This is a genomic window from Luteibacter sp. (assembly GCF_036499525.1).
Classification (GTDB): domain Bacteria; phylum Pseudomonadota; class Gammaproteobacteria; order Xanthomonadales; family Rhodanobacteraceae; genus Luteibacter.
This window is the reverse complement of record NZ_DASYDO010000057.1, coordinates 26,394-51,285: the sequence shown is the minus strand read 5'-3', so window position 1 is coordinate 51,285 and position 24,892 is coordinate 26,394. Positions and strand designations below refer to the sequence as shown.

Here is a 24,892-nt window from a genome sequence, read left to right as displayed (position 1 = left end):
GTCAAAACTCCTTCCACACTCCGGCGTCGGCGGTTTCCGCCGATCGCTGGGCACGCGGGGCCGGGGTGCTGCGCACGGCGGCGAATACGGTTTCCATCTCTTCCTTCGCGGCGTCCTTCTTCTTTCCCCTGGAAGCCGGCGTGGCGGAAGCACTACCTGCGATCTGGAAGAACGACACCTGGCGGCTGAGCTCGGTGGCCTGCTCGTGCATGGCACGCGCGGCGGCGGCGGACTCCTCGACCAGCGCGGCGTTCTGCTGGGTCATCTCGTCCATCTGCAGCACGGCATGGTTCACCTGGTCGATGCCGGCGGACTGCTCGGAGCTGGCAGCCGCAATCTCGGCCACGATGTCGGTCACCTTCTTCACGCTGTCGACAATTTCGGCGAGCGCCTTGCCCGACTGGTCGACCAGCCCCGAACCGGTGCGTACTTTGTCGGCGCTGTCGTTGATGAGGCCCTTGATCTCCTTGGCCGCATTGGCGGAGCGTCCGGCCAGGTTGCGCACTTCCGTTGCCACCACCGCAAAGCCGCGGCCCTGCTCGCCGGCACGCGCGGCTTCGACCGCCGCGTTGAGCGCCAGCAGGTTGGTCTGGAAAGCGATTTCGTCGATGAGGCTGACGATGTCGGAAATCTTCTTGCTGGACGAGTTGATCTCGCGCATGGCGACGACGGTCTGCGCGACCACTTCGCCGCCGCGCTCGGCCTGCTCGCGGGCGCCGCGGGCCAGCTGGTTGGCGTGGCTGGCATTCTCGGCGTTCTGCTTCACCGTGGAGGTCATCTCTTCCATCGACGAGGCAGTCTCTTCGAGGCTGGAAGCCTGCTCCTGCGTACGCTGCGAAAGATCGTCGTTGCCGCGCGAGATCTGCTGCGCGGCGGTACTGACGGAACCGGCGCCATGGCGCACTTCGGACACGATGGCGCTCAGGCGCTCGTCCATTTCGCGGAAGGCAGCCTGGAGCTGGCCCAGTTCATCGTTACGCGTAACCTTCACGTCATGGCCGAGCTTGCCCTGGGCGATGAGATGGGCGACGGAAACCGTCTGCGACAAGGTGCGGATGATCGAGCGGATGACCAGCACGGCGATCAGCAGGCTGATGCCGAGGCCCAGGGCCAGCGCGAAGACGCTGAGCGTGCGGATCGTCTTGTACTGGGCCGTTTCTTTCTTATAGATCCCCTCCGCGTCGGCGCGCGTGCCATCGATGAGCTTGGCCAGTTTATCCTGGCGATCCATCATCAACGGACGCAGCTGCAGTTCCAGCAGGTCGGTGGCTCCCTCGTCGCCCTGGCTCAGGGCGTCGATCATGTCATGCTTCGCGTCGGTATAATCCTTGGCATTGGACTGCCAATCGTCATAGAGCTTCTTCACCGAAGGTGACATCGGCGTGCTCTGAAACTTCGTTTTGATGACCTCCGTATCAGCCTGCAACTTCTGGAACTCGGCGATCTTCTGCTTCACCTGGTCCGGATTCTTCACCTTGGCCGCGCCCTCGCCGAGCACGACGAAGGACATGAGCGAATTCGTGTTGATGTCGGAAAGCAATCCCGCCGGCACGAGCTCCTCTTCGTAAATCTGACGCATGCCCTCATTCTGGAAATGCATGGCGCCAAGGCCGACGGCCGCACCACCCAGGAGCATCGCCGAGAGCAGGCCGAGCACGCCGTAGAGGCGTCCGCGGATCGTCAGGGCCGGCATTTTGAACTTGAACTTCTTCATCGTGTTTCCAATCGGCAAGGTGCGGCAAGGGCAAACCAGGCATCACGGCGGGCAAGCCTGGATGGCCTCCCGGTGTTAGTACGCTCAGGCGACGGCTTTCACATCCGACGAGGCAAGGGCGGCCTCGAGCATCTGGGCATCCTGCGGCTGGAGCAGGCGGTCCACGTCGAGGAGCAGCACCATGCGCTCACCGACGGAAGTCAGGCCCTTCAGGTATTCGGTATCGACGGTGGTACCCATGTCCGGCACCGGGCGTACGGCACCCGGAGCAACATCGACCACGTCCGACACCGCATCCACCACCACGCCGAATTGACGGCCGGCGACCATCACGATCACGCAGACGGTGGTGGCGGTGTATTCCTCGCGGGGCAGGCCGAAACGCAGGCGCAGGTCCAGCACGGGAACGATGGCGCCGCGAAGGTTCAGCACGCCGAGCACGTAGGACGGCGCCTGCGGAATGCGCGTGACCGGTGTCCAACCACGGATTTCCCGGACGGCGAGGATATCGACGCCGTATTCCTCGTTCCCGAGATTGACGGTGAGGTACTGCGCGGCCTCGTCGGACGCAGCGGTGGCGGTGTTGGCTTGCTCGTTCATATCGTTCCCACGGCGGATCGGATCGGCGGTTCGGGACCCCTTCCCAAGGGGTATCGGCCGCGCCCGCTGGGACTTGAGGGGGGATTGCAGGAGGTCGAAGGCCGAAAGCGGGAGGGCTGTAGGAGCGTGCCCTGCGCGCGACAGGTTTTCGCGAGGAGCAGCAGGTTCTGCTTCTCACGGCCTCAAAACATGTCGCGCGCAGGGCGCGCTCCTACGCCACGGGGGGCGGCTTCGAGCGGCCTCAGGCTGCTTTCTTTCGCCCTTGCATCCTGACCAGCCCAGCCACATCGGCAATCAGGGCCACCGAGCCATCGGCCAGGATGGTCGCACCCGAGATGCCAGTCACACGCCGGTAATTCGCCTCCAGCGACTTCACTACCGCCTGCTGCTGGCCGATCAACTCGTCCACGAACAGGCCGATACGCGCGCCCTCGCCTTCCACCACGATCACGATGCCCTCGTCGATCGCCCGGCGGCGGCCATCGCAGCCGAACACGTCGAACAGGCGCACGATCGGCAGCCAATGGTCGCGGAAACGGAACAGCTCGCCGCCGCCGGCCACGCTGCGCAGTGCCTCGGGATTCACCTGCACTGATTCCACGATGGAAACCAGCGGCACGATATAGGTCTCATCGCCCACCGCGGCGGTGAGGCCGTCGATGATGGCGAGCGTAAGCGGCAGCGTGATCGTGAAGGTGGTTCCGCTGCCCTGCGTGCTGCGGATCGCGACGGTCCCGCCGAGATCCATGACGTTGCGCCGGACCACGTCCATACCCACGCCGCGGCCTGAAAGATCGGTAGTGGCGGCAGCCGTGGAGAAACCGGCCTCGAAGATCAACTCGGCCACGGCGTCGTCGGACATGCCGTCGCCCGAGGCGATGATGCCGCGCTGCACGGCCTTCGCCACGATGGCGTCACGGTTCAGGCCCGCGCCGTCGTCGGCCACTTCCACCACGATGGAGCCGCCGCGATGGAAGGCCTCCATGCGCAGCGTGCCGGTGTCGGACTTGCCCGAGGCAAGGCGCTTTGCCGGGACTTCCAGGCCATGGTCGATGGCGTTGCGCACCAGATGGACCAGCGGATCGCCGATCTTCTCGAGCACGGTCTTGTCGAGTTCGGTGGTCTCGCCGCGCAGGTCGAGCACCACCTTCTTGTCCAGCTTCTGCGCCAGGTCGCGGACCAGGCGCGGGAAGCGGTTGAACACCGTGCTGATGGGCAGCATGCGGATGCTCATCACGCTTTCCTGCAGTTCGCGCGTATGGCGTCCCAGCTGGGCGAGGCCCTGGCGGAGCATTTCCAGCTGCGACGCATCGACGCCGTCGTGGAACTGGCTGAGCATCGACTGCGTGATGACCAGTTCGCCTACGAGGTTGATCAGCATGTCGATCTTCTCGATGCCGACGCGGACGGAGCTGGATTCACTGTTCATCGCCACGTCGCGTACGGCGCGCGGCGCGGACGGCGCCGCCGGTGCGGCGGTGGACGAGGCCGGGGCCGCGATGCGCGGCGTCAGGCTGAGGTCGCAGTCGCCGTCGACCCAATCGAACACGCCTTCGACGGCGGCACGTTTGGCGCCGGCATCGAGGTGGAGCGTCCAGCCAAGATAGGACGAGGTGGCGTCCATGCCGGCCAGCGCGGGAAGCTTGCCGGCATCGCACTCGACGCGCAGCGCACCCATGGTGCCGAGCTCGCGGAACATGCGCGCCGGATCGTTACCGGTCTTCAGGAGGTAATCGAACGGACGGAAGGCGATGTCCCAGCCTTCGATCGCTTCGGCCGGTGCGGCCTCTTTCGACGCCACCGGGGCGACAGCCGCGCCGCCGGACACCATCGCCGAAAGCTCGGCCAGCAGGGTCTGGCTCGCGGCCGTGGCCGCCGGCTTCCCCGCCATCGACAGGGAAAGCATGTCGCGTACGGTGTCGCCCGAGCGGAGCAGCAGCTCCACCACGGCCTTTTCCATGGGACGGCGGCCGCTACGGACCTCATCCATCAGGTTCTCGGCCACATGGGTGAAGGCCGCCACGTCGGTGAACCCGAACGTGGCCGCGCCGCCCTTGATCGAGTGGGCGGCACGGAACACGACGTTGATCAGTTCCGGATCGTCGGCACCCTCGTCCAGGGCGAGGAGCGCCTGCTCCATGGCGTCGAGGCCGTCGAGGCTCTCCTCGTGGAACGCCTTGTGGAATTGCGCCAGATCGACTTTGGACATGGAGGTGGATCCTGGATTGCCGGAACGTCTTGGAGCGGATTAACCGAGCACGCGGGCCACGGTGGCCAGCAGCTGGTCGGGGTCGAATGGCTTCACCAGCCAACCGGTGGCGCCGGCAGCCTTGCCTTCCATCTTCTTTTCCGGGTTCGACTCGGTGGTGAGCATGAGGATGGGCACGCCGCTGTAACCGGCCATCGTGCGCATCTCGCGGACCATGGAAATGCCGTCCATCACGGGCATGTTCACGTCGGCCAGGACCAGGTCGAACTTCGTGCCGCGCGCCGTATCCAGCGCGACCTGGCCGTTGTCGGCCTCGTCCACGTCATGGCCCGCGCCACGCAGGGTGAAGGCCACCATGCTGCGCATGGAGGCCGAGTCGTCTACCGCAAGAATCTTCGCCATCGGAGCACCTTCAGTTCACGCCGGCTTCGGCCGGCAGTTCGATCAAAGCATGGAGACCCAGCACGGACACGCCGCGCCGGAGAGGGTCGCTGACACCGGTCCAGGCGACCGGGAGGCCCGCCGCACGGGCATCGCGGGAAAACGCCGCGAGAACCTGCAGGGCCGCCGTATCGACATGGCCCACGGCCGCACCGTCGAGTTCGACGGGCTCACCGGCAGCCAGGACACCCAGCAGCGTATCGCGGAGCGCGGGCGCCGCGCCGATACGCAGGTCGGCATCCAGCGCCAGCGGGGCGCGGGGGGCGTCTTTGGAGGATTTCTTCGCCATCGTCCGTACCGTTGGGACCCTTGGCGCGCATCGCCCGGGGGTCGTTCGATGGGCTTATCGGCTTGGCGGGGGAAAGCTTTAGGAACCTCGCCTCTTATGAAACACGTGGTCTCGATTATGATTTTTTGTTCATTTCATTGGTAAACAGCGTATTCATATTGACACACTGTCATGCAGGCGAAAAACTTGGACCGCTTCGTTCCATAGCGGCACCCTGGGAGGTGGCCGCCCTACGTTGAATCGAATCGGGGCCCCAGGCGCCACGACGCGCCAGCGGGTCTTTTACGGGGAGCCAATAAGTAATGAACAGCATCAAGCAAGTCCGTCGCGTACTGGCCGGCTCGGTCATGCTCGCCCTCGCCCAGTTCGCCATGGCCCAGTCGCTCACCGGCGGCCTCTACGGCCATGAATCGGCGGGCTCGGGCGTGACGGTGCGCGTGGCCAGCGCCGCGACCGGATTCAGCAGGGACGTGACGCCGGATGCCGACGGCCGTTATGCGGTCAGCGGCCTCAACCCCGGGCCATACCAGGTGAGCCTGGTCCGCGACGGTCAGCCGCAGGGCAGCTACGACGTGCTGGTCAACCCGAACCGGAATTCGTCCGTGCCCGAACTGGGCGCGGCACCCGCTGCCGCAGAAGCGAACGCGAGCAACCTCGCCGGCGTGCAGGTGTCCGCCACGGCGATGACCACGAACATCACGCCGATCGATGTCAGCACCCCGGAGCTCAGCACCAGCTACAACTACAAGCTCATCGACGCCCTGCCTGTCGATCGCAGCCCTGAAAGCGTGGCGCGGCTCGATTCCAGCGTGCGCTTCGACCAGCACAACACGGGCTTCGTCTCCATCGGCGGCGCCAGCCCGGCCGAGAATCGCTACTACTACAACGAATTCGACGTCACCAACGACAAGACCTCGCTGGGTTCGACCACCCTGCCCGCCGAGGCTATCAGCGATACCCAGCTCATCACCGGTGGCGCCAGCGCCTCGTGGACGAACGCGACCGGCGGTGTGCTCTCCTCGACCATCAAGCAGGGCAGCAACCAGTTCCGCGCAGGTTATTCGCTGTACTTCACGCCGCCCACCTCGCGCTGGCTGAATCCACGCGGTCACAACACGCTGAACTCGATCGGCGACTACTACAGCTATACCTCGGCAAACAACCACGACGGCGTCGCTCAGCAATACCTCTGGGCCTCGGGTGCGCTGGTGAAGGACAAGCTGTTCTTCTTCGCCCTGCTCGGCAACGAACCGGCGAGCCAGAGCCACGCCTACAACCAGACGCAGAAGCAGGACACGAGTTCCCGAGACAAGAACTACCTGCTCAACCTCACCTGGAACATCACGAACAACCAGTCGCTGAACGTGCTGGCGCATCGCGATTACACACAGAGTTTCAACAACTATTACGACCTGAACGAAGACTACGATCCGAAATCCGTGGGTGCCTATCGCGCCTGGAGCCAGACGCGCACGGACAGCCGCTTCCTCATCGGCAACTACCACTGGCAGATCAACGACGATCTCGCGCTGCGCCTGATGGGCGGCTACCTCGGCTCCATCGTCTACTCGCCCAGCTCGGGCGAACAGGACACCGAGTTCCCCTATGTCACCTCGTACGACACGGCCACGGAGGTCCAGACCAATATCGGCCGCAACAACGCCGCCTATGTCTATTCGCCGTCCGATTACTGGCGCCGCGGCTGGAAGGGCGACCTCACCTGGCAGCTCGGCGATCACAAGCTCGTGTTCGGCGGCGAGTACTACAAGCACTCCCTCGCCAGCACGACCAATTCGGTGCCAGCCGGCTGGTTCACCTATTACAACCAGGCCAACGTGGCCCTGCTCAACGGCTCGCAGTCGCCGGCGGAAGGCCACTACGTAAGCCAGTACGTCGACCTCGAAGGCGGCTCGTTCCAGACGATCAACAAGGGCGCTTACGTCGAGGATTACTGGCAGGCCACGGATCGCATGCTGCTCTACGGCGCACTGCGCTGGGACAACTACATCTACAAGGATGGCGTGGGCAACCAGTTCATGCGCCTGCCGACCACGTCGCCGCGCCTCGGCTTCTCGTGGGACGTGAACGGCGACAGCTCGCTCAAGGTGGGCGGCAGCCTCGGCAAGTACTCGATCCCGCTTCCGTCCTCTTTCAGCTTCGGCGTCGCCGAACCGCGCACCACGTATACGAACTATTACACCTACGCGGGCATCGATCCGAATACGCAGGCACCGACGGGACTCAGCCAGATCGGCAGCACGTACTACTACAACCAGGGGGTGCCGACGCCGGCACAGATCGCGGCCACGAACGTCAAGGCGCCCTACCAGTACGAGGCGCAGCTCTATGCGCAGAAGCAGCTCACGCCCGAATGGTCGGGACTGGTGCAGCTAGGCTGGACGGACCTGCGCCGCGTGGTCGAGGACACCTGCTATGGCGGAGGCGTGCAGGCCTACGCCCAGTCGCATGGCTACCCCGGTTACGAGCAGAACAACACCACCTGCTGGCTCGTGAACCCCGGTGAGAAGTTTACGCTGAAGCGCGACTACGATGGCGACGGCCAGCTCGAAGCGCTCGATATTCCGGGTGCCGCGATCGGCATACCGCGGCCCAGGCACAAGTACTACAACCTCAAGCTCGGCCTGACCCATGCGTCTTCGCCCGCCGAACCGTACTTCCTCAACCTCAGCTACACGTATGCCCGCGAGTACGGCAACACGAACGGCCTGATCGACGAAGAGCGGCGCAACGCCGGCTGGATCGGCCAGACCACCGCGTTCAACTATCCCGCCGTGATGGTCGGCAGCAACGGCGACCTTGCCGGCGACATCCGCCACAGCCTCACCGCCACGGGTACTTACGACTTCGCCAACGGCCTGTCGCTCGGCGGCGTGTTCACGGCGCACAGCGGCGCGCCGACCAGCTGTATCGGCACGGTGCCCGACAGTAACGATCCTGCCTATCCGCTGGGTGCGGCCACGCATTATTGCAACGGCGTCGTCGACAAGCAGGGCACCGATAGCCGGCTGCCGTTCTTCTGGCAGCTCGACCTGTCGGCCACGTACCATTGGTCGATCAATGCGGCCAACGATCTCAGCCTGCAGCTGAGGATGCAGAATGTCACCAATCGCCAGGGCACGATCGACATCAACCAGGCCTACGATACCGGTTCGCTCGTAGATGGCGGCACCGTGGAGAGCGTGAATTACCACGCCGCGACATGGCAGATCCCGCGTACGACGAGCATGGTGCTGCGGTACACGTTCCAGTGAAGGGAATTCCGATGAAGCGTTGGCTGGTCGCAGGCATGATCCTGCAAGGGATCTCCTGTCTCGCGGGTGCAACGACCTTGCCGTTGATTCCCATGCCAGCCGAGGTGAAACCGGCCGCGGGGTCGCTGGCCATCGACGCGCATACCGTCATCGCCTATGCGCCGGGCGACAAGGCGGCGAAGTCCGCGGCGGGATATCTTGCGAAGAAACTCCAGCGCAGCCGCGGTCTCACCCTCGCCGTGACACCTTCCGCGAAACCAGCGGCGGGTGCGATCCTGTTCCGGACCGATGCCGGATCGTCGGTGGATAAACCCGAAGGTTACGCACTGGATGTCGACAACGGCGGCGTGCGCGTCTCGGCGCGGAGCGATGCGGGCCTGTTCTATGGTGCGGTCACGCTATGGCAGCTGGCGACCGCGGACGGACAGCAAGGCGCCACGAGCATTCCCGACGTGGCGATCCGCGACTGGCCGCGCTTTGCCTGGCGCGGCATGATGCTCGACGTGGCCCGCCACTTCCAAGACGTGGCGACGGTGAAGCACGTGCTCGACACAATGGCCGAGCACAAACTCAATGTGTTCCATTGGCACCTCACCGACGACCAGGGCTGGCGCATCGAGATCAAGCGCTACCCGAAGCTCACCAGCGTGGGCGGCTGGCGTACGCCGCCCGGTGCGGGCACGCACGGCGAGCCGGCGCGCTACGGTGGCTTCTACACGCAGGCGCAGATCCGCGACGTGGTGGCGTATGCCGCCGCGCGACATATCACGGTGGTGCCCGAACTCGACATGCCGGGCCATGCCCAGGCCGCCGTGGCTGCCTACCCCGAGCTGATCGGCGTAACGGACGACCATCCTAAGGTTTCCGTGGACTGGGGCGTAAACCCCTATCTCTACAATGTGGACGACAAGAGCTTCACCTTCATCGAGAACGTGCTCGACGAGGTGCTGGCCCTGTTCCCGTCCACGTACATCCACCTCGGCGGCGACGAGGCGGTGAAGGACCAGTGGAAGAATTCGCCCGCCGTGCAGGCAAAGATGAAGTCGCTGGGCATCGTCGACGAGAATGCCCTGCAAAGCTGGTTCACCGATCGCCTCGGCGATTATCTTGGCAAGCATGGCCGCCGCCTCATCGGCTGGGACGAGATCCTCGAGGGCGGCATTCCGCGAACGGCGTCCGTCATGTCCTGGCGCGGCGTGCAGGGCGCCATCGATGCAGCGAAGAAAGACCACGACGTGGTGCTCGCTCCCGCCGGATGGATGTACTTCGACAACCTGCAGAGCGATCGCGACGACGAACCCAACGGCCGGCTGTCCGTGCTGGGACTGGAGCGCGTCTACGGCTTCGAACCTGTCGATGCCTCGCTCACGACCGGGCAGGCGCGTCACGTGCTTGGCACCGAGGCGACACTATGGGCCGAGTTCATTCCCTCGCGCGGACATATCCAGCACGCCTTGTTCCCGCGCGTGGACGCGATGTCGGAGATCGCGTGGTCGCCGAAAGAAGCGCGCAACTGGAACGGTTTCCTCCAGCGCCTGCCTGCACAGTTCCGTCGCTACAAGGCCCTGGGTATCGCCGCATCGGATACCGCCTTCGCGCCAGCTATCCATGTTGATGAAACAGTACCGGCCATACTGGCGTCGGGCAGGGCTACGGTGCGGATCGATAGCCAGACGAACTTGGGCACGCTTCGCTACACCACCGACGGCACCACACCCGGGAAGGGTGCCGCGGCGTATACGGGGGCGTTCAAGGTGACGCTGCCCACGACGGTGCGCGCCATCACGTTCGCGCCTGACGGCACGCCGCTTGCCGGGGTGCGCTCGCGCGTCATCGACCGTGCCAGCCTGCTCACCCACCACAATGGCGAATTCACCAAGTGCCCGGATGGCGGCCTCGGCCTGCGCATGCCCCTGCTCCCCGACCTGGGCGCGATGGATACGCCGGTTTACGACGTGGACCTGTTCCATTCCTGCTGGCTCTACGCCAAGGCGCCGCTCGACGGGATCGCAGGCATCCATGTGGACATGGCGCGGCTGGCACGCAACTACGGCCTGGCCCACGACCAGTCCAAGGTCGTGTCCTATCCGGCGAAGACGGCGCACGGCGAACTGGAAGTTCATCAGGACACCTGTGCCGGCCCCCTGCTCGCCAGCCTGCCGCTCCCGCCGGGCACGGCGTTGGGCGAACGATTCGCCCTCGACGGCGCGCTACCACGTGCCAGCGGGGAGCACGATCTCTGCCTCCGCGTGACCGCACCGATCGACGGCCCGCTCTACGGACTGGGTAAAGTGCAGCTCCTCGATTCCACCGCAAAGAAGACACGATGACGTACCGGCGGCTCCTCCTTCCTTTCGCCATCGCACTGGCGGGCGCCGCCCAGGCCACCACGCCTGCCACGCAGGAGCAGAAGGCGACGAACCTCGTCGCGCGCATGACGCTGGAGGAGAAAGCAGCCCAGTTGCAGAGCGCCGCGCCGGCACTCCCGCGCCTCGGCATCCCTGCCTACGAGTGGTGGAACGAAGGCCTGCACGGTGCGGCACGAGCCGGTTACGCCACCGTGTTCCCGCAGGCCATCGGCCTGGCTGCCACGTGGGATCCCGATCTGCTGTACAAGGTCGGCGATGCGGTGTCGAAGGAAGCGCGTGCGCGCTTCGACGCCATCGGCGCGGGTCGCGATCACGGCCGCTACGAAGGCCTGACCATCTGGTCGCCCAACGTGAACATCTTCCGCGATCCACGTTGGGGCCGCGGCCAGGAAACCTATGGCGAAGATCCGTACCTCACCGGCCGGCTCGCCGTCGGATTCGTCGAGGGTATCCAGGGCCCCGACTCCGCGCATCCACGCGCCATCGCCACGCCTAAGCATTTCGCCGTGCACAGCGGACCGGAGGCGGGACGCCATGGCTTCGACATCGACGTATCGCCGCACGATCTGGAAGCCACCTTCCTGCCGGCCTTCCGCGCGGCAGTGACCGAAGGCCATGCAGGCTCGGCGATGTGTGCATACAACGCGCTGCATGGCACGCCTGTGTGTGCCGACACGGGCCTGCTCGGCGATATCCTGCGCAAGGGATGGGGTTTCACCGGGTATGTCGTGTCCGATTGCGACGCCATCGACGACATGACGAAGTTCCACTATTACCGGCCGGACAATGCCGGTTCGTCGGCCGCCGCGATTCGCGCCGGCACCGACCTGGACTGCGGCTTCGCCTATGCGGATCTTGTCGAGGCCGTGCACCGGGGCGACGTCACGGAATCCGTGCTCGACACCTCGCTCGTTCGCCTCTTCGCTGCGCGTTATCGGCTCGGTGAACTCGGCGCCACCGCCATGAAGCCAAAGCCCCTCGACACGAAGGCTAACGCCGCGCTGTCACTGCAGGCCGCGCTCGAATCGATGGTGCTGTTGAAGAACGACAACGGCACGCTGCCGCTGCAAGGCAAGCCACGTATCGCCGTCATCGGGCCGAATGCCGATACGGTGGAAACGCTGGAAGCCAACTACCACGCCACGCCGCGCGCGCCCGTCACTCCGCTGCTCGGCCTTCGCGCGCGTTTCGGCCCCGATCGCGTGAGCTATGCGCAAGGCTCGCCGGTGGCAGCGGGCGTGCCTGTACCGGTGCCGGAAACGGCCTTGCGTGCGGGCAGCGGCACCGATGCCGCCGCGGGCCTCACGGGGAGCTACTTTGCCGGTACGACCTTCGACGGAAAACCGCGCACTATCCGCGTGGACCGCACCGTCGATTTCGACTGGGACCACGTGACACCGGCCGGACTCCCCAATGGACGCTACGCGGTGCGCTGGACCGGCTCGATGCTGCCGCCCGGCTCCGGCGATTACACGCTCGCCGTGCATGTCGAGCGCTGCTTCGACTGCGCGGGCCACGACCCGGTGCGCCTGTTCGTCGACGGCAAGCGAGTGATCGATGACCAGGGCGACGACAAACACGTCCAGGCCACCCTGCATTTCGACGATGCGCGTCCCCACGATGTGCGCCTGGAATATGTGCACAGCGGTGAAGACCAGGGCGTCCGCCTGCAGTGGCTGCCGCCCGCCGAGGCGCAACTGGCCGAGGCGGAACGTGCTGTCGCGTCGGCGGATGTGACCGTGGCTTTCGTTGGCCTGTCACCCGATGTGGAGGGCGAAGAGCTGCACGTGGACGTTCCCGGTTTCGACGGTGGCGACCGCACCGACATCGGTTTGCCTGCCGCACAACAGGCCCTGCTCGAACGCGCAGCCACGAGTGGCAAGCCGCTGGTCGTGGTGTTGATGTCCGGGAGTGCCGTGGCGCTGAACTGGGCGCAGGCGAATGCTTCCGCCATCGTCGCCGCGTGGTATCCGGGCGAGGACGGCGGTACCGCCATCGCGCAGGTGCTGTCGGGAGATTACAACCCGGGCGCCCGCCTGCCCGTGACGTTCTATCACTCGGTACGCGACCTGCCGCCGTTCGCCAGCTACCAGATGAAGGGCCGTACCTACCGCTACTTCAAGGGCCCGCCGCTTTACCCGTTTGGCCATGGTCTGAGCTATACGAGCTTTGCCTATGGCGGTGCGCATGCTTCGGCCGCCACGCTCGATGCGGGACAGACGCTCACGGCGAGCGTGACCGTGCGCAACACCGGCGAACGCGCCGGCGATGAAGTAGTGCAGGCTTACGTGAGCTATCCGGCAGCGGACAAGCTGGCGCCTGTACGCAGCCTCGTCGGCATCCAGCGTGTCCATCTTGCCCCGGGCGAATCGCGCGTGGTGAGCTTTCCGCTCGATCCGCGGCGCCTCAGCTCGGTGGATGCCGCCGGCAAGCGTAGCGTGGTTGCCGGCTACTACGGGCTCTTCATCGGAGGCGGTCAGCCCGGCGATGCGCCCGGGCAGCAGATCGATTTCAGGATCCGGGGCCAACAGGCGCTGCCGCGATGAACATCACCCGGCGCGATTTTCTTCGCGGAGCCGCCGGCATGGCATTGCTGGCGGGCGCGGGCGAGGTGGGAAGCGCGCTGGCGCGCGAGTTGGGCACTGGGACGAAGACTTCGGCGTGCTCGTATGTCGATCCGTTCATCGGTACCGGTGGACACGGCCACACTTACCCGGGCGCCACCCTGCCTTTCGGCATGGTGCAACTGAGTCCGGATACCTATAACGCCGACTGGGACGTGTGCTCGGGATACCACCAGGGCTACGACTCGATCATGGGTTTCTCGCATACCCATCTATCGGGCACGGGCATCGGCGACCTGATGGATGTGCTGCTGATGCCGGCCACCGGCGACGTACACCTCGTACCGGGTCCGCCCGATGCGCCAGACACCGGCTATCGTTCGCGCTTCGATCGCGCCAGCGAAGTCGCCACACCCGGTTTCTACGGTGTGCTCCTGAAGGACCACGGCATCCGCACGGAACTCACGGCCACGGCGCGCTGCGGCTTGCATCGCCATACCTTCCCTGGCGGTACACCGGGCCATCTCGTACTCGACCTCTGCCACGGCATGCAGGACAACCCGCATACGCCCACGCGCGTGAGCGATGCCAGCCTGCACGTGATCGACGACAGCACCGTTGTCGGTGGCCGCCGGGTCTATCAATGGGCGAAGGGGCGGCACACCTATTTCGCCTTGCGCCTCTCGCGTCCGTTCGCGAAGGCTGTGCTCTACAGCGAGGACACCGAGCTGTCCGGTGCGAAGGATGCGACGGGTACGCACGTGAAGGCCGTGCTGCACTACCCCGATGCCGGGACCGCCCCCCTGTTGGTGAAGGTGGGCCTGTCCACGGTGGGCGCCGAGGCCGCGCTGCGCAATCTCGATACCGAGTTGCCTGGTTTCGATTTCGACCATGTGCGCGCCAGCGCTGAAGCGCTGTGGGAACGGGAACTTTCGCGTATCCGCGTGCAGACGTCGTCCGAGCGCGATAAGCGGATTTTTTACACCGCGCTCTACCACAGCCTGCTCGCACCCACGCTGGCCAGCGACGTCGATGGCGGCTATCGCGGCATGGATGGGGAAGTGCACCGGCTGCCCGCCCGCAAGCAAACTTTCACCACCTACTCGCTATGGGATACGTATCGCGCCCTGCATCCGTTGCTGACGCTCGTGCAGCCGCAGCGTGTTCCCGGCCTCGTGGACAGCCTCGTGCGCATGGCCGCGGAGAGTCCCGAAGGTGCGCCCGTGTGGCCGCTGCAAGGCATCGAGACCGGCTGCATGATCGGCTACCACTCGGCGGTGGTGCTCGCCGAGGCCCAGGCCAAGGGTTTCACCGGGATCGATTACGCGAAGGCGTGGCCGCTGTTCCGCAAGCGGGCCATGAACGACGACTACCGTGGCCTGCCCGACTACCGTCGTCTCGGTTTCGTGCCCTGCGACAAGGAATGGGAAGCCACGAGCAAGACGCTCGAGTATGCCTATGACGACTGGGCCGTCGCCCATCTCGCCAAAGGCGCCGGTGCCCACGACGACTACCGCCTGCTGCTGGAGCGCTCGCGCAACTACGGCAACGTGTTCGACCGCGACCTCGCCTTCGTGCGACCGAAGCTCGCGAACGGTTCCTGGGCCACGCCCTTCGACCCACGCGCCCTCGGCCATGGCGCGGCCTGGCACGACTTCACCGAATCCAATGCCTGGCAGGCCACCTTCCTCAATCAGCACGACCTTTACGGCTATATGGCTCTGTTCGGGGGTGAGGAGGGTTTCGCGAAGAAGCTAGACGCGTTGTTCGCCGCCTCGTCCGAGCAGTTGCCCGGTGCACCACCGGACATCGCCGGCCTCGTGGGCCAGTATGCGCATGGCAACGAGCCGAGCCACCATGTCGCCTATCTCTATGCGTACGCGGGCCAGCATCACAAGACACAGGCGCGTGTGCGCTCGCTGCTAACCACGATGTACAGCGACAAGCCGGACGGCCTGATCGGCAATGAGGATTGCGGGCAGATGAGCGCCTGGTTCGTGCTCAGCGCACTCGGCTTCTATGCCGTCGACCCGGTCAGCGCGAACTACGTCATCGGCAGCCCGCTGTTCGACCGCGCGGAACTCGACGTTGGAGGGGGCCGAAAGCTGGTCATCGAGGCCGAGGGAAACGGTCCGGATCGTCCCTATATCCAGTCCGTCACCTGGAACGGCAAGCCCTATACGCGCACCTGGTTGCGCCATGCCGACCTCGCCGCCGGTGGTCGCCTCGTCTTCCGCATGGGCGCCACGCCCAACCTTCGCTACGGTGCCGACCGCGCCGATCGTCCACCGTCCTTCGTACCGGGCGTCGGTCAGGAGACCGCATGAACCGCTCCATCCTTGCTTCCCTCGCCCTGGCTTTCGCCGTGACAGGTGCGGCGTCCCCGGCATTCGCCAATCTGCCGGTGACCGTATCGGGCGCGCAGTTCATGCGCGAGGGCAAGCCGTACCAGATCATCTCCGGCGACATGCACTTCCAGCGCGTCCCCCGCGCGTACTGGACCGACCGGTTGCGCAAGGCGCGGGCGATGGGACTGAATACCATCACCACGTATGTGTTCTGGAATCTCCTGGAGCCGACGCCGGGGCAGTTCGATTTCAGCGGGAACAATGACGTGGCCGCCTTCGTGAAGGCGGCGCAGGTGGAGGGGCTGAACGTGATCCTGCGTCCCGGCCCCTATATCTGCGGCGAATGGGATGCCGGCGGCTATCCCGCCTGGCTGTTCGCCGAACCGGGCATGCGCGTGCGTTCGCGCGATCCACGCTTCCTCGCGGCATCGGATCGCTACCTCCAGCGCCTCGGCAAGGAACTCGCGCCGTTGATGGCAAGCCATGGCGGTCCGATCGTCGCGACAGAGCTCGAGAACGAGTACGGCTCGTACAACAATGACAAGGACTATCTCGAAGCCATTCGCGAGCAATTGCAGCATGCGGGGCTGACCGACGACCTGCTGCTGACCTACGATGGCCCCGACCTCCTCGCCAACGGCAGCTTGCCCGGCGTGACCGCCGTGATCGACTTCGCGCCTGGCGAGGCGAAGAAGAGCTTCGACCTGCTCGAACGCTTCCGTCACGGTTCGCCGCGCATGGCCGGCGAGTATTGGGCCGGCTGGTTCGACCAGTGGGGTGGTAAGCATGCGAAGACCGATGCGAAACGCGAAGCCGACGAGATCGCCTGGATGCTGAAGCAAGGGTATTCGGTAAACGTATACCTCGTTCACGGCGGTACCAGCTTCGGCTTCATGAACGGTGCGAACTACCAGGGCAATCCTTCCGACCACTACGCCCCGCAGACCACCAGCTACGACTATGACGCGGCGCTGGACGAGGCAGGCAGGCCCACGGCCAAGTACATGCTGTTCCGCGACACGATCGCGAAGGCTACAGGGCAGACGCCGCTCCCCGTACCCGCGTCGGCGCCCGTGCGCACCCTGCCGTCCTTCACGCTGAAGGAATCGGCATCGTTGTGGGACAACCTGCCGGCGCCACGCGCGTCCGACCAGCCGCAGCCGATGGAGGCCTATGGCCAGGCATACGGTTACATCCTCTATCGCACGACGGTGCAGGGCCCGTTCCGCGGCACGCTCTATGTGGGCGACGTGCGCGACTATGCCGCCGTGTACGTCGATCGCAGGGCCAGCGGCACAATCGACCGCCGCCTCAAGCAAGTGTCCACCCAGGTGGGGTTCGGTCCCGGCGAGCACACGCTGGACGTGCTCGTGGAAAACACCGGCCGCGTGAACTACGGCCCGCATATGGAAGATGGTCGCGCCGGCATCGTCGATCCCGTGATCCTGGGCGACAAGGTGCTGCACGGCTGGCAGGCATTCCCCCTGCCGATGACTTCGCCGACGTCGCTGCGTGGCTGGACCACATCCCGGGTCGAAGGCCCTGCCTTCCATCGCGGCAAGATCGTCGTCGATACGCCCGCGGATACCTTCCTGGACACACGCGCCTTCGGCAAGGGCGCCGTCTGGCTCAACGGCGTGAACCTCGGCCGGACCTGGTCGGTCGGTCCGCAACACGATCTCTATGCGCCTGCGCCGTGGTTCCACCGTGGCGATAACACCGTGGTGGCATTCGACGTCGAGACACGCGATGCGCCGACGATGCGCGGCGTGGATCAGCGGCTATGGTCCGACCCGCAAAAATGACTCTGACCCTTTTCTTCAGGAACACGTTCATGTCGAAACCTGCCTTGTGCCGCGTGAAGACCCTTCTGGCCGTTGCCCTTCTGGCGGCGCTGCCCGCCGTCACACAGGCTGAGTCGTTCGCCGACGTGAAGCCTTCGCCGCAGCAGGTGGCGTGGCAGGATCTCGAGTTCGGTGTGATCGTGCACTTCGGCACCAACACCTTCCTGGATCGCGAATGGGGCGACGGCACCGCCGCGCCGTCCGTGTTCAATCCCGACAAGGTCGACCCGGATCAGTGGGCCCGCGCGGTGAAGGCGGCCGGTGTGCGCTACATGGTGCTGGTGGCGAAACATCACGACGGCTTCGCGCTGTGGCCCACCGGGCAGACCGATTACTCGGTGAAGGCGAGCCCGTGGAAGGGTGGCAAGGGTGATCTCGTGCGCATGACCTCAGAGGCGGCGAAGAAGAACGGACTGGGCTTCGGCGTGTACCTCTCGCCATGGGACCGCCACGATCAGCGCTACAAGGACAGCGCGGCGTACGACACGTACTACCTGAAGATGATGGAGGAGCTGGTGCAGAATTATGGGCCGCTCACGGAATGGTGGCTGGACGGTGCCGGCAGTGCGGGACATGTCTATGATTTCGCGAAATACATCGAGACGCTGCGCACCTACCAGCCCAACACCATGGTCTTTGCCGACGTCGCCCTGTTCGACTACGGCGACATCCGCTGGGTAGGCAACGAGAAAGGCGAGGTGTTGGGTGAGAACTGGAACGTCATCGACCGCCATGGCCAGTTGCGCTGGCGTCCGCTCGAGGTGGATACGCCGCTGCACAAGCTGCACTGGTTCTACAGTTCGAAGCCCGACTTCGCCACCTCGCTGAAGAGCGTGGATGAGATCATGGACAACTGGGAGAGCAGCGTCGGCAAGGGTGGCCAGCTGATGCTCGGCATCGCACCGGATCGGCACGGGTTGCTGCCCGATGCCGATGTGAAGCGCCTGGCGGAGTTCGGCAAGGCGTTGAAGACCCGCTACGGGAACGACGCGAACCTCGCCGCGAAGCACGCGACGGCGGATGAGAACCTGTCTGCGGCCCTGGACAACGATCCATCGACATTCTGGTCGGCACCTGCCGGTTCGGCAAACGCCACGCTGGAGGTCGACCTGGGCCGCGACGTGACCTTCGACCGTGCGATGAGCATGGAGCGGCTGGACGACGGGCAGAAGGTGCGGGGTTATGCGGTACAGGTGTGGGATGGCCAGGGCTGGAAGACCGTGGCCCAGGCGGAAGCGATCGGGCACATGAAGATCGATCGCTTTGCGCCGGTTACCGCACGCAAGGTGCGGTTGAACATCCTGTCGTCTGTCGGTACGGCGCGTATCCGCGAGTTCAAACTCTTCGACGTAGGTCGTTAGAGGCCAGCCGGCCATGTAGGAGCGCGCCCTGCGCGCGACAGGTTTTCGCGCCAGCCGACAGGATCACGCGCGAGCTCCAAGGGTCGGCCCAAAAACATGTCGCGCGCAGGGCGCGCTCCTACAAATCCACGAACGTTCGGAAATCGAGGAACGGCGTCCGGAAATCAGTGCACGGCGTCCGGCAACTCGTCCCACACCTTCGGATCTTCTGCACCAAGCACCCACGCGCAGAACCCCTGCAGGTCGTACTTCCTGACCACATCGTAACGGTCGTGGAAGGCTCGGGCGTCCGGAAGAAATACCCATTCGCGCATCTGGTCGCGGTAGAAATAAAACCAGGATTCGTGCTCCACCGGGTCCCACTGCATCGTGACGTTGAACTGCTTTGCCAGGGGAAAGGACTCGTCGGCGTCGATGTACTTCGCCGAGATGTTCGAATTCTCCTTGCCGTCCGCGCCCACGGGGTTACCGGCGAACCAGTGGTAACCGTAAAGGCCGATGCCCAGCGACAGCTTCTCCTTCGGCACCACTTTCAACGCGTACTTGAGATGCTCCATCACCCAGGGCATGCCCGCGACCGGACCTGGCGTGGTCCAGCGCGTGTGCTCGTCGTAGGTCATCAGGCAAACCAGGTCGAGCGCCTTGGCCAGCTCCTTCAGGTCGTACGCGCCACGCCAATATTCCCACATCCACTTGCCGAAGGCGCCCTGCCCGGCGTGCCCCGGCGCATTGGGCACCACCGCCATGGTGAGCTGAAGCTCATGCTTGTGCAGGGCCTCATAGGTCTGCTTCGTCAGCAGGGTGAGCGCATCGCGATCCGTCCAGGCGATGTTCTCGAAGTCGAACTGGAAGCCCGTATAGCCGTGCTCCTTCGCCTCGTCGATCATCGATTCGATCATCTGCTTCTTCGCCGCCTCGTCGCCGAGCAGCGCATGGAACCGAGCCCGGTCACCCCCTGCCGAGATGATCGGCATCACGGGAAGGCGGTGCTTCTTCGCCAGGTCCAGCACGTAATCGTTGGGCCCGCCCGACACCAGGCCGTGCTCGTCCACGCCGTACCAGGTGGGCACGAGCAGGTCGATCTTGTCGACATGGGCCTCCAGCGAGGCGATCGATTTCTGCGTGTTCATCATGTAGAACAGCGCGACGGGCGCCTTGGCGAAAGCCGCCGGCATCCAGAGGATGCAGGCGGCGAGCACGAACAACCAACGCTTCATGGGGTAGCCTCGATCGGGCCGGCGAGCGTGATGCGGAATACGTACGCATCGCTGCCGACGGGTTGGGGAGAAAGGTGCAGGTGCAGACCGCCGGCATCCTGGGTGAACGGCACGTTGCTTCCGTCGGCTAGCAGCTCCACGCGCGTCACCTTGTCGGCGGGCTTGATCGACTTCACTGTTGCCGCGCCCTTTGCAGGCCAGCCCAGTTCGATGGCATAGAGCTTTCCGTTGCCCGTGGTGAAGCGGAAGTCGTGGGCCGTATACGGCTTGGTCTTGGTGTCCTGGAACGTGCCACCGACCACCTCGGTGGGCCCTTCGCCGTACACGCGCCAAGGTTTGCTGCCGTAGATCGCCTCGCCATTGGTCTTCAGCCAGCGGCCGATGCTGAGCAGCGTTTCCTGCGCGCCTTGAGGAATCGTGCCGTCGGCTCGCGGCCCTATGTTGAGCATCAGGTTACCGTTCTTGCTGACCACGTCGGCCAGCAGGTGAATGATAAAAGTGGGCGACTTGTACGTATCGTTTTCGACGTAACCCCAGGAGTCGTTACTGATGGAGGTGTCGGTCTGCCAGTGGGTGGCATGGATGCCCGTAAGCTGACCCCGTTCGATATCGAGCGTGCCCGCGCCCTCGGGGATGTCGCCGAGTTTGTAGTTCACCACGACGCCGTCGCGCTTCGCGCCGTCGTTGTAGTAGTACGACAACAGGGTGGGCAAGGTATTGCGGAACGTGGGATGCCCGATCCACCAGTCGAAATAGATGAGGTCGGGGTGATAATCGTCGATCAGCTCGGTCGTGCGCGCCAGCCAGTCGTCCAGCCAGGCCTGCGAGACGTAGGTCCAGTCGTCGGCCAGATTTTCGTCGTGCACGCTGAGGTGATCCACCGCCGGTCCGTAGAGCTCCGCGTTGGCGGGATCGTTCACGTCGGAATCGAAGTGCCGCCCGCCGTCGAAGAACCAGTCGTGCTCCGCACGATGCGACGAAACGCCGAAATGCATCCCTTGCCCGCGAATCGCCTTCGCCAGCAGGCCGATGACATCGCGTTTCGGGCCCTTCTTCACCGCCGTCCAGTCCGACAGCTTCGAGTCGTACATGGCGAAGCCGTCATGGTGCTCGGCCACAGGCACGACGTAGCGCGCTCCTGCCTCACGGAACAGCGCGGCCCAGGCGTCGGGATCGAAGTGCCCGGCCTTGAACATCGGCACGAAATCCTTGTAGCCGAAGCGCGACTGCGGCCCATAGGTTGCGACGTGGTGGTCGAATTCCTTCGTGCCCTGCTTGTACATGTTGCGCGAGTACCACTCGCTGCCGAAGGCCGGTACCGAATAGACGCCCCAGTGGATGAAGATGCCGAATTTCGCATCGTCGTACCACGCAGGCGACCGGTAACCCTTCAGGGAGGCCCAGTCGGCCCGGAACGGTCCGTCCGCCGCGCTTCCGCGCACATGATCGAGGATCGCCTTGCGCGCGGGCGCGAACTTCGCCGCGGCCTCCTGCCAGGCCATGTCCTGCGCCTCTGGCGTCATCTTGCCCGCGGTAGGCGCCGTCGCCTCCCCGGCATGGGCACCGCCAGCGAGAAGCAGTGCGATCGCGAGGAAGCCCAGTCGTCGCAGCATGGATCACTCCTTTCTAAAAAAAAGGACCGGCGGTGCCACAGGGAGGGACACACCGCCGGTCGCGCGCAAAGCTTACAGCTTGAAGTTCAACGTCATCGAGTACGTGCGGCCGCTCTTGTACTCGCCGATAGGCGCATATTTGATATCCGCGTACTGGTAATACGTGGAATCCAGCAGATTGGTGGCGCTAAGCGTGATGCCGGCCCACTCCGTGATCTGGTACGAGGCGCTGAGATCCAGTTCCTTGTAAGCATCGGCGAACACGTTCGAGTTCAGGCGTCCCACCTGCGTGAAGTATGGCGAGCGCCGGCTGTAGTTGATGCGGGCCGACCACGGACCGTGCTCGTAGTACGGAATGATGTTGATGGTGTTCTTGGACAGGTACGGCAGGTTGAGCTTGTCGCCTGCCGCGTTGGTCTGGGTCGTCGCCTTGCTGTACGTGTAGTTCGTCTGGATGCCGAAACCCAGACCGATATCCTGCTGGTAGATCAGCGAGAGGCCGGATACCTTGGCGTTCGACGCGTTCACCGGCGAGGTCACCGAGTACGTGTTGGTCTGGCCGGTGGTCGGGTCGGTGATCGAACGCTCGGACGTCGTGGTGACGATGTAGCTGTCGATCCTGCGAACGAAGCCCTCCAGCGACAACAGGCTGGCCGGGGCGAAATACCACTCCGCCGAGGCGTCGAAGTTGGTGGACTGGTAGGGCTTCAGGTTCGGGTTGCCCGCGCTGGCCGTGAAGTTGCCGGTGCTCGCGCCGCTGAGCGAGGTCGCGCCGGCCAGGTCGCCGTAGCGCGGCCGCGCGATCACCTTGGCCACGGACACGCGCAGCACCTTGTCCTCGTCGAGGTCGTAGGCCAGGTTTAGCGTCGGTAGTGGCTTGTAATAGTGCGTGGTGGTCGTCACGCGGTTATACGTGCCGGGAATAACGTCGCTGCTCACGTAGTAGCTAGACGTGTCCTTCGTATCCACGTAGCGTACGCCGACATTGCCGCGCCACTTGCCGGATTCGTAGTTCACCTGGAGGTAGGCGTCCCTGGTGACTTCCGCCACGCCGAACATCGCCGGGTAGTTGAGCGTGTACGGCCCCTGCGGCTGCGCGTTCAGGTAGGAAACGACGGCGCCCTTGCCGGCCGTCGGCCAGTCGGTGAGGTCGCCGCTGGCGTGCAGGCCGTCGAACAGACCGCCCGGGGTGCTGCCCGGATCGAAGTCCGGCAGCGACACCGCATCGGTGGTGTTGATGCGGTTGCCGCGCGAGTTCGTGCCGTTGAAGTGGCTGGTGTACTTCACGCCCATCTGGATCTGCTTGATGGGACCCCAGTCCAGGTCGCGCGAGGCGTCGAACTGCGCGTAGCGCTCGCGATCCTTGGTGGTTTCGTAATAGATGCCGCCCGCCTGGTTCTGGCCCGGCAGGGAGGTGTCGCCCGGCGGTGAACCGGCCGGCGAACCCGGCAGGCCCCAGTTGGCGGCTGAACCGTTCTGGTAGTTCACGCTGGTGTTGCGGCCGTCGTAGCCGAAGTCATACCCGCCGTTCCGCAGCAGGTACTTCATGAGGTACTCGGGATCCTTGCCGCCGCTGGCACTGGTGTAACCCACCTGGCTGGTGAACATCCACGCGTCACCGTTGAAGTCGTGGCGCAGGTTGATGCTCTTGGTGGATACCTCGGTCTTGCGGTAGTTCGCGTCCAGCTCGGCGTAGGGCTGGCCGTTGCCGGTGGTGGACGAGACCGTGCCCGAGGTGATGTAGCCGTTGTTGACGTTGATGTCGGTCAGCTTGTTGAGGTCGCCGCAGCCCGGACAGACATAGCGCGACTCGCTGAAGTTGTTGTACTTGCCCTTGACGTACAGGCCGGTCAGGTTGAACTCGTTCTTCTCGTCGGGGCGCCACTGCAGCGCCGACTGGATGCCGTTGCGCTCGCGCTCCTGCTGGAAGTACGCGCTGTTGATACCGACGGGAATCTTCGCGTTGGCGTAGTTCGGATCGCCGGTGACGTTGGGATTGCCGGTGATATTCGCGCCCGTGGTGTAGCCGAAGAACTCGATGCCGGCGCGCGACAGGTCTTCCTTGTCGTGGGTGACGCTGGTCAGGAAGCCGAACGTGCTGTCCGCGTTCTTCCAGCTCCACAACGCCGAACCGCGCGGATTGCCTTCCTTCGACCGGTCGTTGTAGTTGTAGCCGAGCGAACCGCGCAAGGTGTTCGCCGGGAGGTCCAGCGGCTTGCGCGTGTGGATGATCACGGTGCCGCCGATGCTGCCCTCGTCGATACGAGCCTCCGGCGACTTGTAGACCTCCATGCGGCCGATGATCTCGGGCGAAAGCAGCGAGTAGTTGAAGGTGCGGCCGCTGGTATCGGTGGGATTGCCGCCCCAGTCACCGGAGGCGATGGTCTGGCCGTTGAGCAGCACGCGGTTGAGCGCGGCGTCGGTGCCGTTGACGCTGATCTTCTCGCCTTCGCCGAACTGGCGATCCACGGTGATGCCCGGGAGGTGGGAGAGCGATTCGGCTGCATTGGTATCGGGGAACTTGCCGATGTCGGTGGCGCTGATCGCGTCCACGACGGCATTGGCATTGCGTTTGATGTCGATAGCCTTCTCAAGGCTGCCGCGGTAACCGGTAACGGTTACCTCCTGCAGCTGCTGAGCCTGCTTCTCGGCGGCCTTCTGCTGCGCCGTCTTCGGTTTCTCCGCCTGGGCGGGTGCCGCGTCCTGCGCCTGTGCCACCGCGGCGAGCGCATACAGGATGCTCGCGCACAGCAAGGTCTTGCTGATCGTCATGGATGGTCTCCCCAAACCTTGGTTCCGGATGCACGCACGGCCCCGGCAGAGCGGCGCATGCTTGGCACGTATGAAAACCGCGCCGTTGGCGGCGGCGCGGGCACTTTGGTGCTTGGCAATCCATGCAGGGACGGTGATCGACCCCCTCGCCGACCGGTTCGCCCCGTTTGGGTGCGCGTCTCCGGCACCCGTTCACTGGCGAACTGAGTATTCAGATATGTTTGAATCAGTTCAAGTTGCGGTGCAACATGATGAAAACCCTGATCTTGACGCTGGACA

13 protein-coding genes and 1 pseudogene are annotated in these 24,892 nt (G+C 64.7%); 6 read left to right on the top strand and 8 right to left on the bottom strand.

The window, feature by feature from the left end:
• Position 1 precedes the first annotated feature (1 nt).
• The 5 genes from VGM71_RS10715 to VGM71_RS10695 form a co-directional block, all read right to left on the bottom strand.
• Entirely contained in the window at positions 2 to 1,714 is a 1,713-nt protein-coding gene (locus VGM71_RS10715; RefSeq protein ID WP_331544893.1) for a methyl-accepting chemotaxis protein, read from the bottom strand.
• Between the two features lie 84 nt (positions 1,715 to 1,798).
• Positions 1,799 to 2,314 (bottom strand): chemotaxis protein CheW, encoded by a 516-nt coding sequence (locus tag VGM71_RS10710; RefSeq protein ID WP_331544891.1) that lies wholly within the window; start codon positions 2,312 to 2,314, stop codon positions 1,799 to 1,801.
• A gap of 241 nt (positions 2,315 to 2,555) precedes the next feature.
• Entirely contained in the window at positions 2,556 to 4,523 is a 1,968-nt protein-coding gene (locus tag VGM71_RS10705; protein WP_331544889.1) for a chemotaxis protein CheA, read from the bottom strand.
• Positions 4,524 to 4,562: 39 nt separating this feature from the next.
• Entirely contained in the window at positions 4,563 to 4,925 is a 363-nt protein-coding gene (locus tag VGM71_RS10700) for a response regulator (protein WP_331544887.1), read from the bottom strand.
• 10 nt (positions 4,926 to 4,935) lie between these two features.
• A complete protein-coding gene (locus VGM71_RS10695) occupies positions 4,936 to 5,253 on the bottom strand; it encodes an STAS domain-containing protein (protein WP_331544885.1) in 318 nt (105 codons plus the stop codon).
• A 302-nt stretch (positions 5,254 to 5,555) separates the two neighbouring features.
• Here VGM71_RS10695 and VGM71_RS10690 point away from each other — a divergent pair, with 302 nt between their 5' ends.
• From VGM71_RS10690 to VGM71_RS10665, 6 genes and pseudogenes are all read left to right on the top strand, one after another.
• The gene (locus VGM71_RS10690) at positions 5,556 to 8,525 is read left to right on the top strand and encodes a TonB-dependent receptor (RefSeq protein ID WP_331544883.1); all 2,970 of its coding nucleotides are present in this window, start codon (positions 5,556 to 5,558) and stop codon (positions 8,523 to 8,525) included.
• 68 nt (positions 8,526 to 8,593) lie between these two features.
• A pseudogene (locus VGM71_RS10685) lies at positions 8,594 to 10,855 on the top strand (beta-N-acetylhexosaminidase); the annotation flags it as partial.
• Positions 10,852 to 13,440 (top strand): glycoside hydrolase family 3 protein, encoded by a 2,589-nt coding sequence (locus VGM71_RS10680; protein ID WP_331544881.1) that lies wholly within the window; start codon positions 10,852 to 10,854, stop codon positions 13,438 to 13,440. The pseudogene VGM71_RS10685 and the gene VGM71_RS10680, both read left to right, overlap by 4 nt.
• Positions 13,437 to 15,785, top strand: coding sequence for a GH92 family glycosyl hydrolase (locus VGM71_RS10675; RefSeq protein WP_331544879.1), 2,349 nt, complete (start codon positions 13,437 to 13,439; stop codon positions 15,783 to 15,785). Before VGM71_RS10680 ends, VGM71_RS10675 begins: the two co-directional genes overlap by 4 nt.
• Positions 15,782 to 17,611, top strand: coding sequence for a beta-galactosidase family protein (locus VGM71_RS10670; RefSeq protein ID WP_331544877.1), 1,830 nt, complete (start codon positions 15,782 to 15,784; stop codon positions 17,609 to 17,611). The genes VGM71_RS10675 and VGM71_RS10670 overlap by 4 nt, the downstream gene beginning before the upstream one ends.
• Before the next feature lie 29 nt (positions 17,612 to 17,640).
• The gene (locus VGM71_RS10665) at positions 17,641 to 19,011 is read left to right on the top strand and encodes an alpha-L-fucosidase (protein ID WP_331544875.1); all 1,371 of its coding nucleotides are present in this window, start codon (positions 17,641 to 17,643) and stop codon (positions 19,009 to 19,011) included.
• Between the two features lie 164 nt (positions 19,012 to 19,175).
• On the opposite strand, the gene VGM71_RS10660 is transcribed toward VGM71_RS10665, so the two are convergent.
• From VGM71_RS10660 to VGM71_RS10650, 3 genes are all read right to left on the bottom strand, one after another.
• On the bottom strand, positions 19,176 to 20,228 hold the full coding sequence (locus VGM71_RS10660) for a glycosyl hydrolase family 18 protein (RefSeq protein ID WP_331544873.1): 1,053 nt from the start codon (positions 20,226 to 20,228) through the stop codon (positions 19,176 to 19,178).
• A complete protein-coding gene (locus VGM71_RS10655; RefSeq protein WP_331544871.1) occupies positions 20,225 to 21,841 on the bottom strand; it encodes an alpha-L-fucosidase in 1,617 nt (538 codons plus the stop codon). The genes VGM71_RS10660 and VGM71_RS10655 overlap by 4 nt, the downstream gene beginning before the upstream one ends.
• Before the next feature lie 72 nt (positions 21,842 to 21,913).
• Positions 21,914 to 24,613 (bottom strand): TonB-dependent receptor, encoded by a 2,700-nt coding sequence (locus tag VGM71_RS10650; RefSeq protein WP_331544869.1) that lies wholly within the window; start codon positions 24,611 to 24,613, stop codon positions 21,914 to 21,916.
• Positions 24,614 to 24,892: the final 279 nt, after the last annotated feature.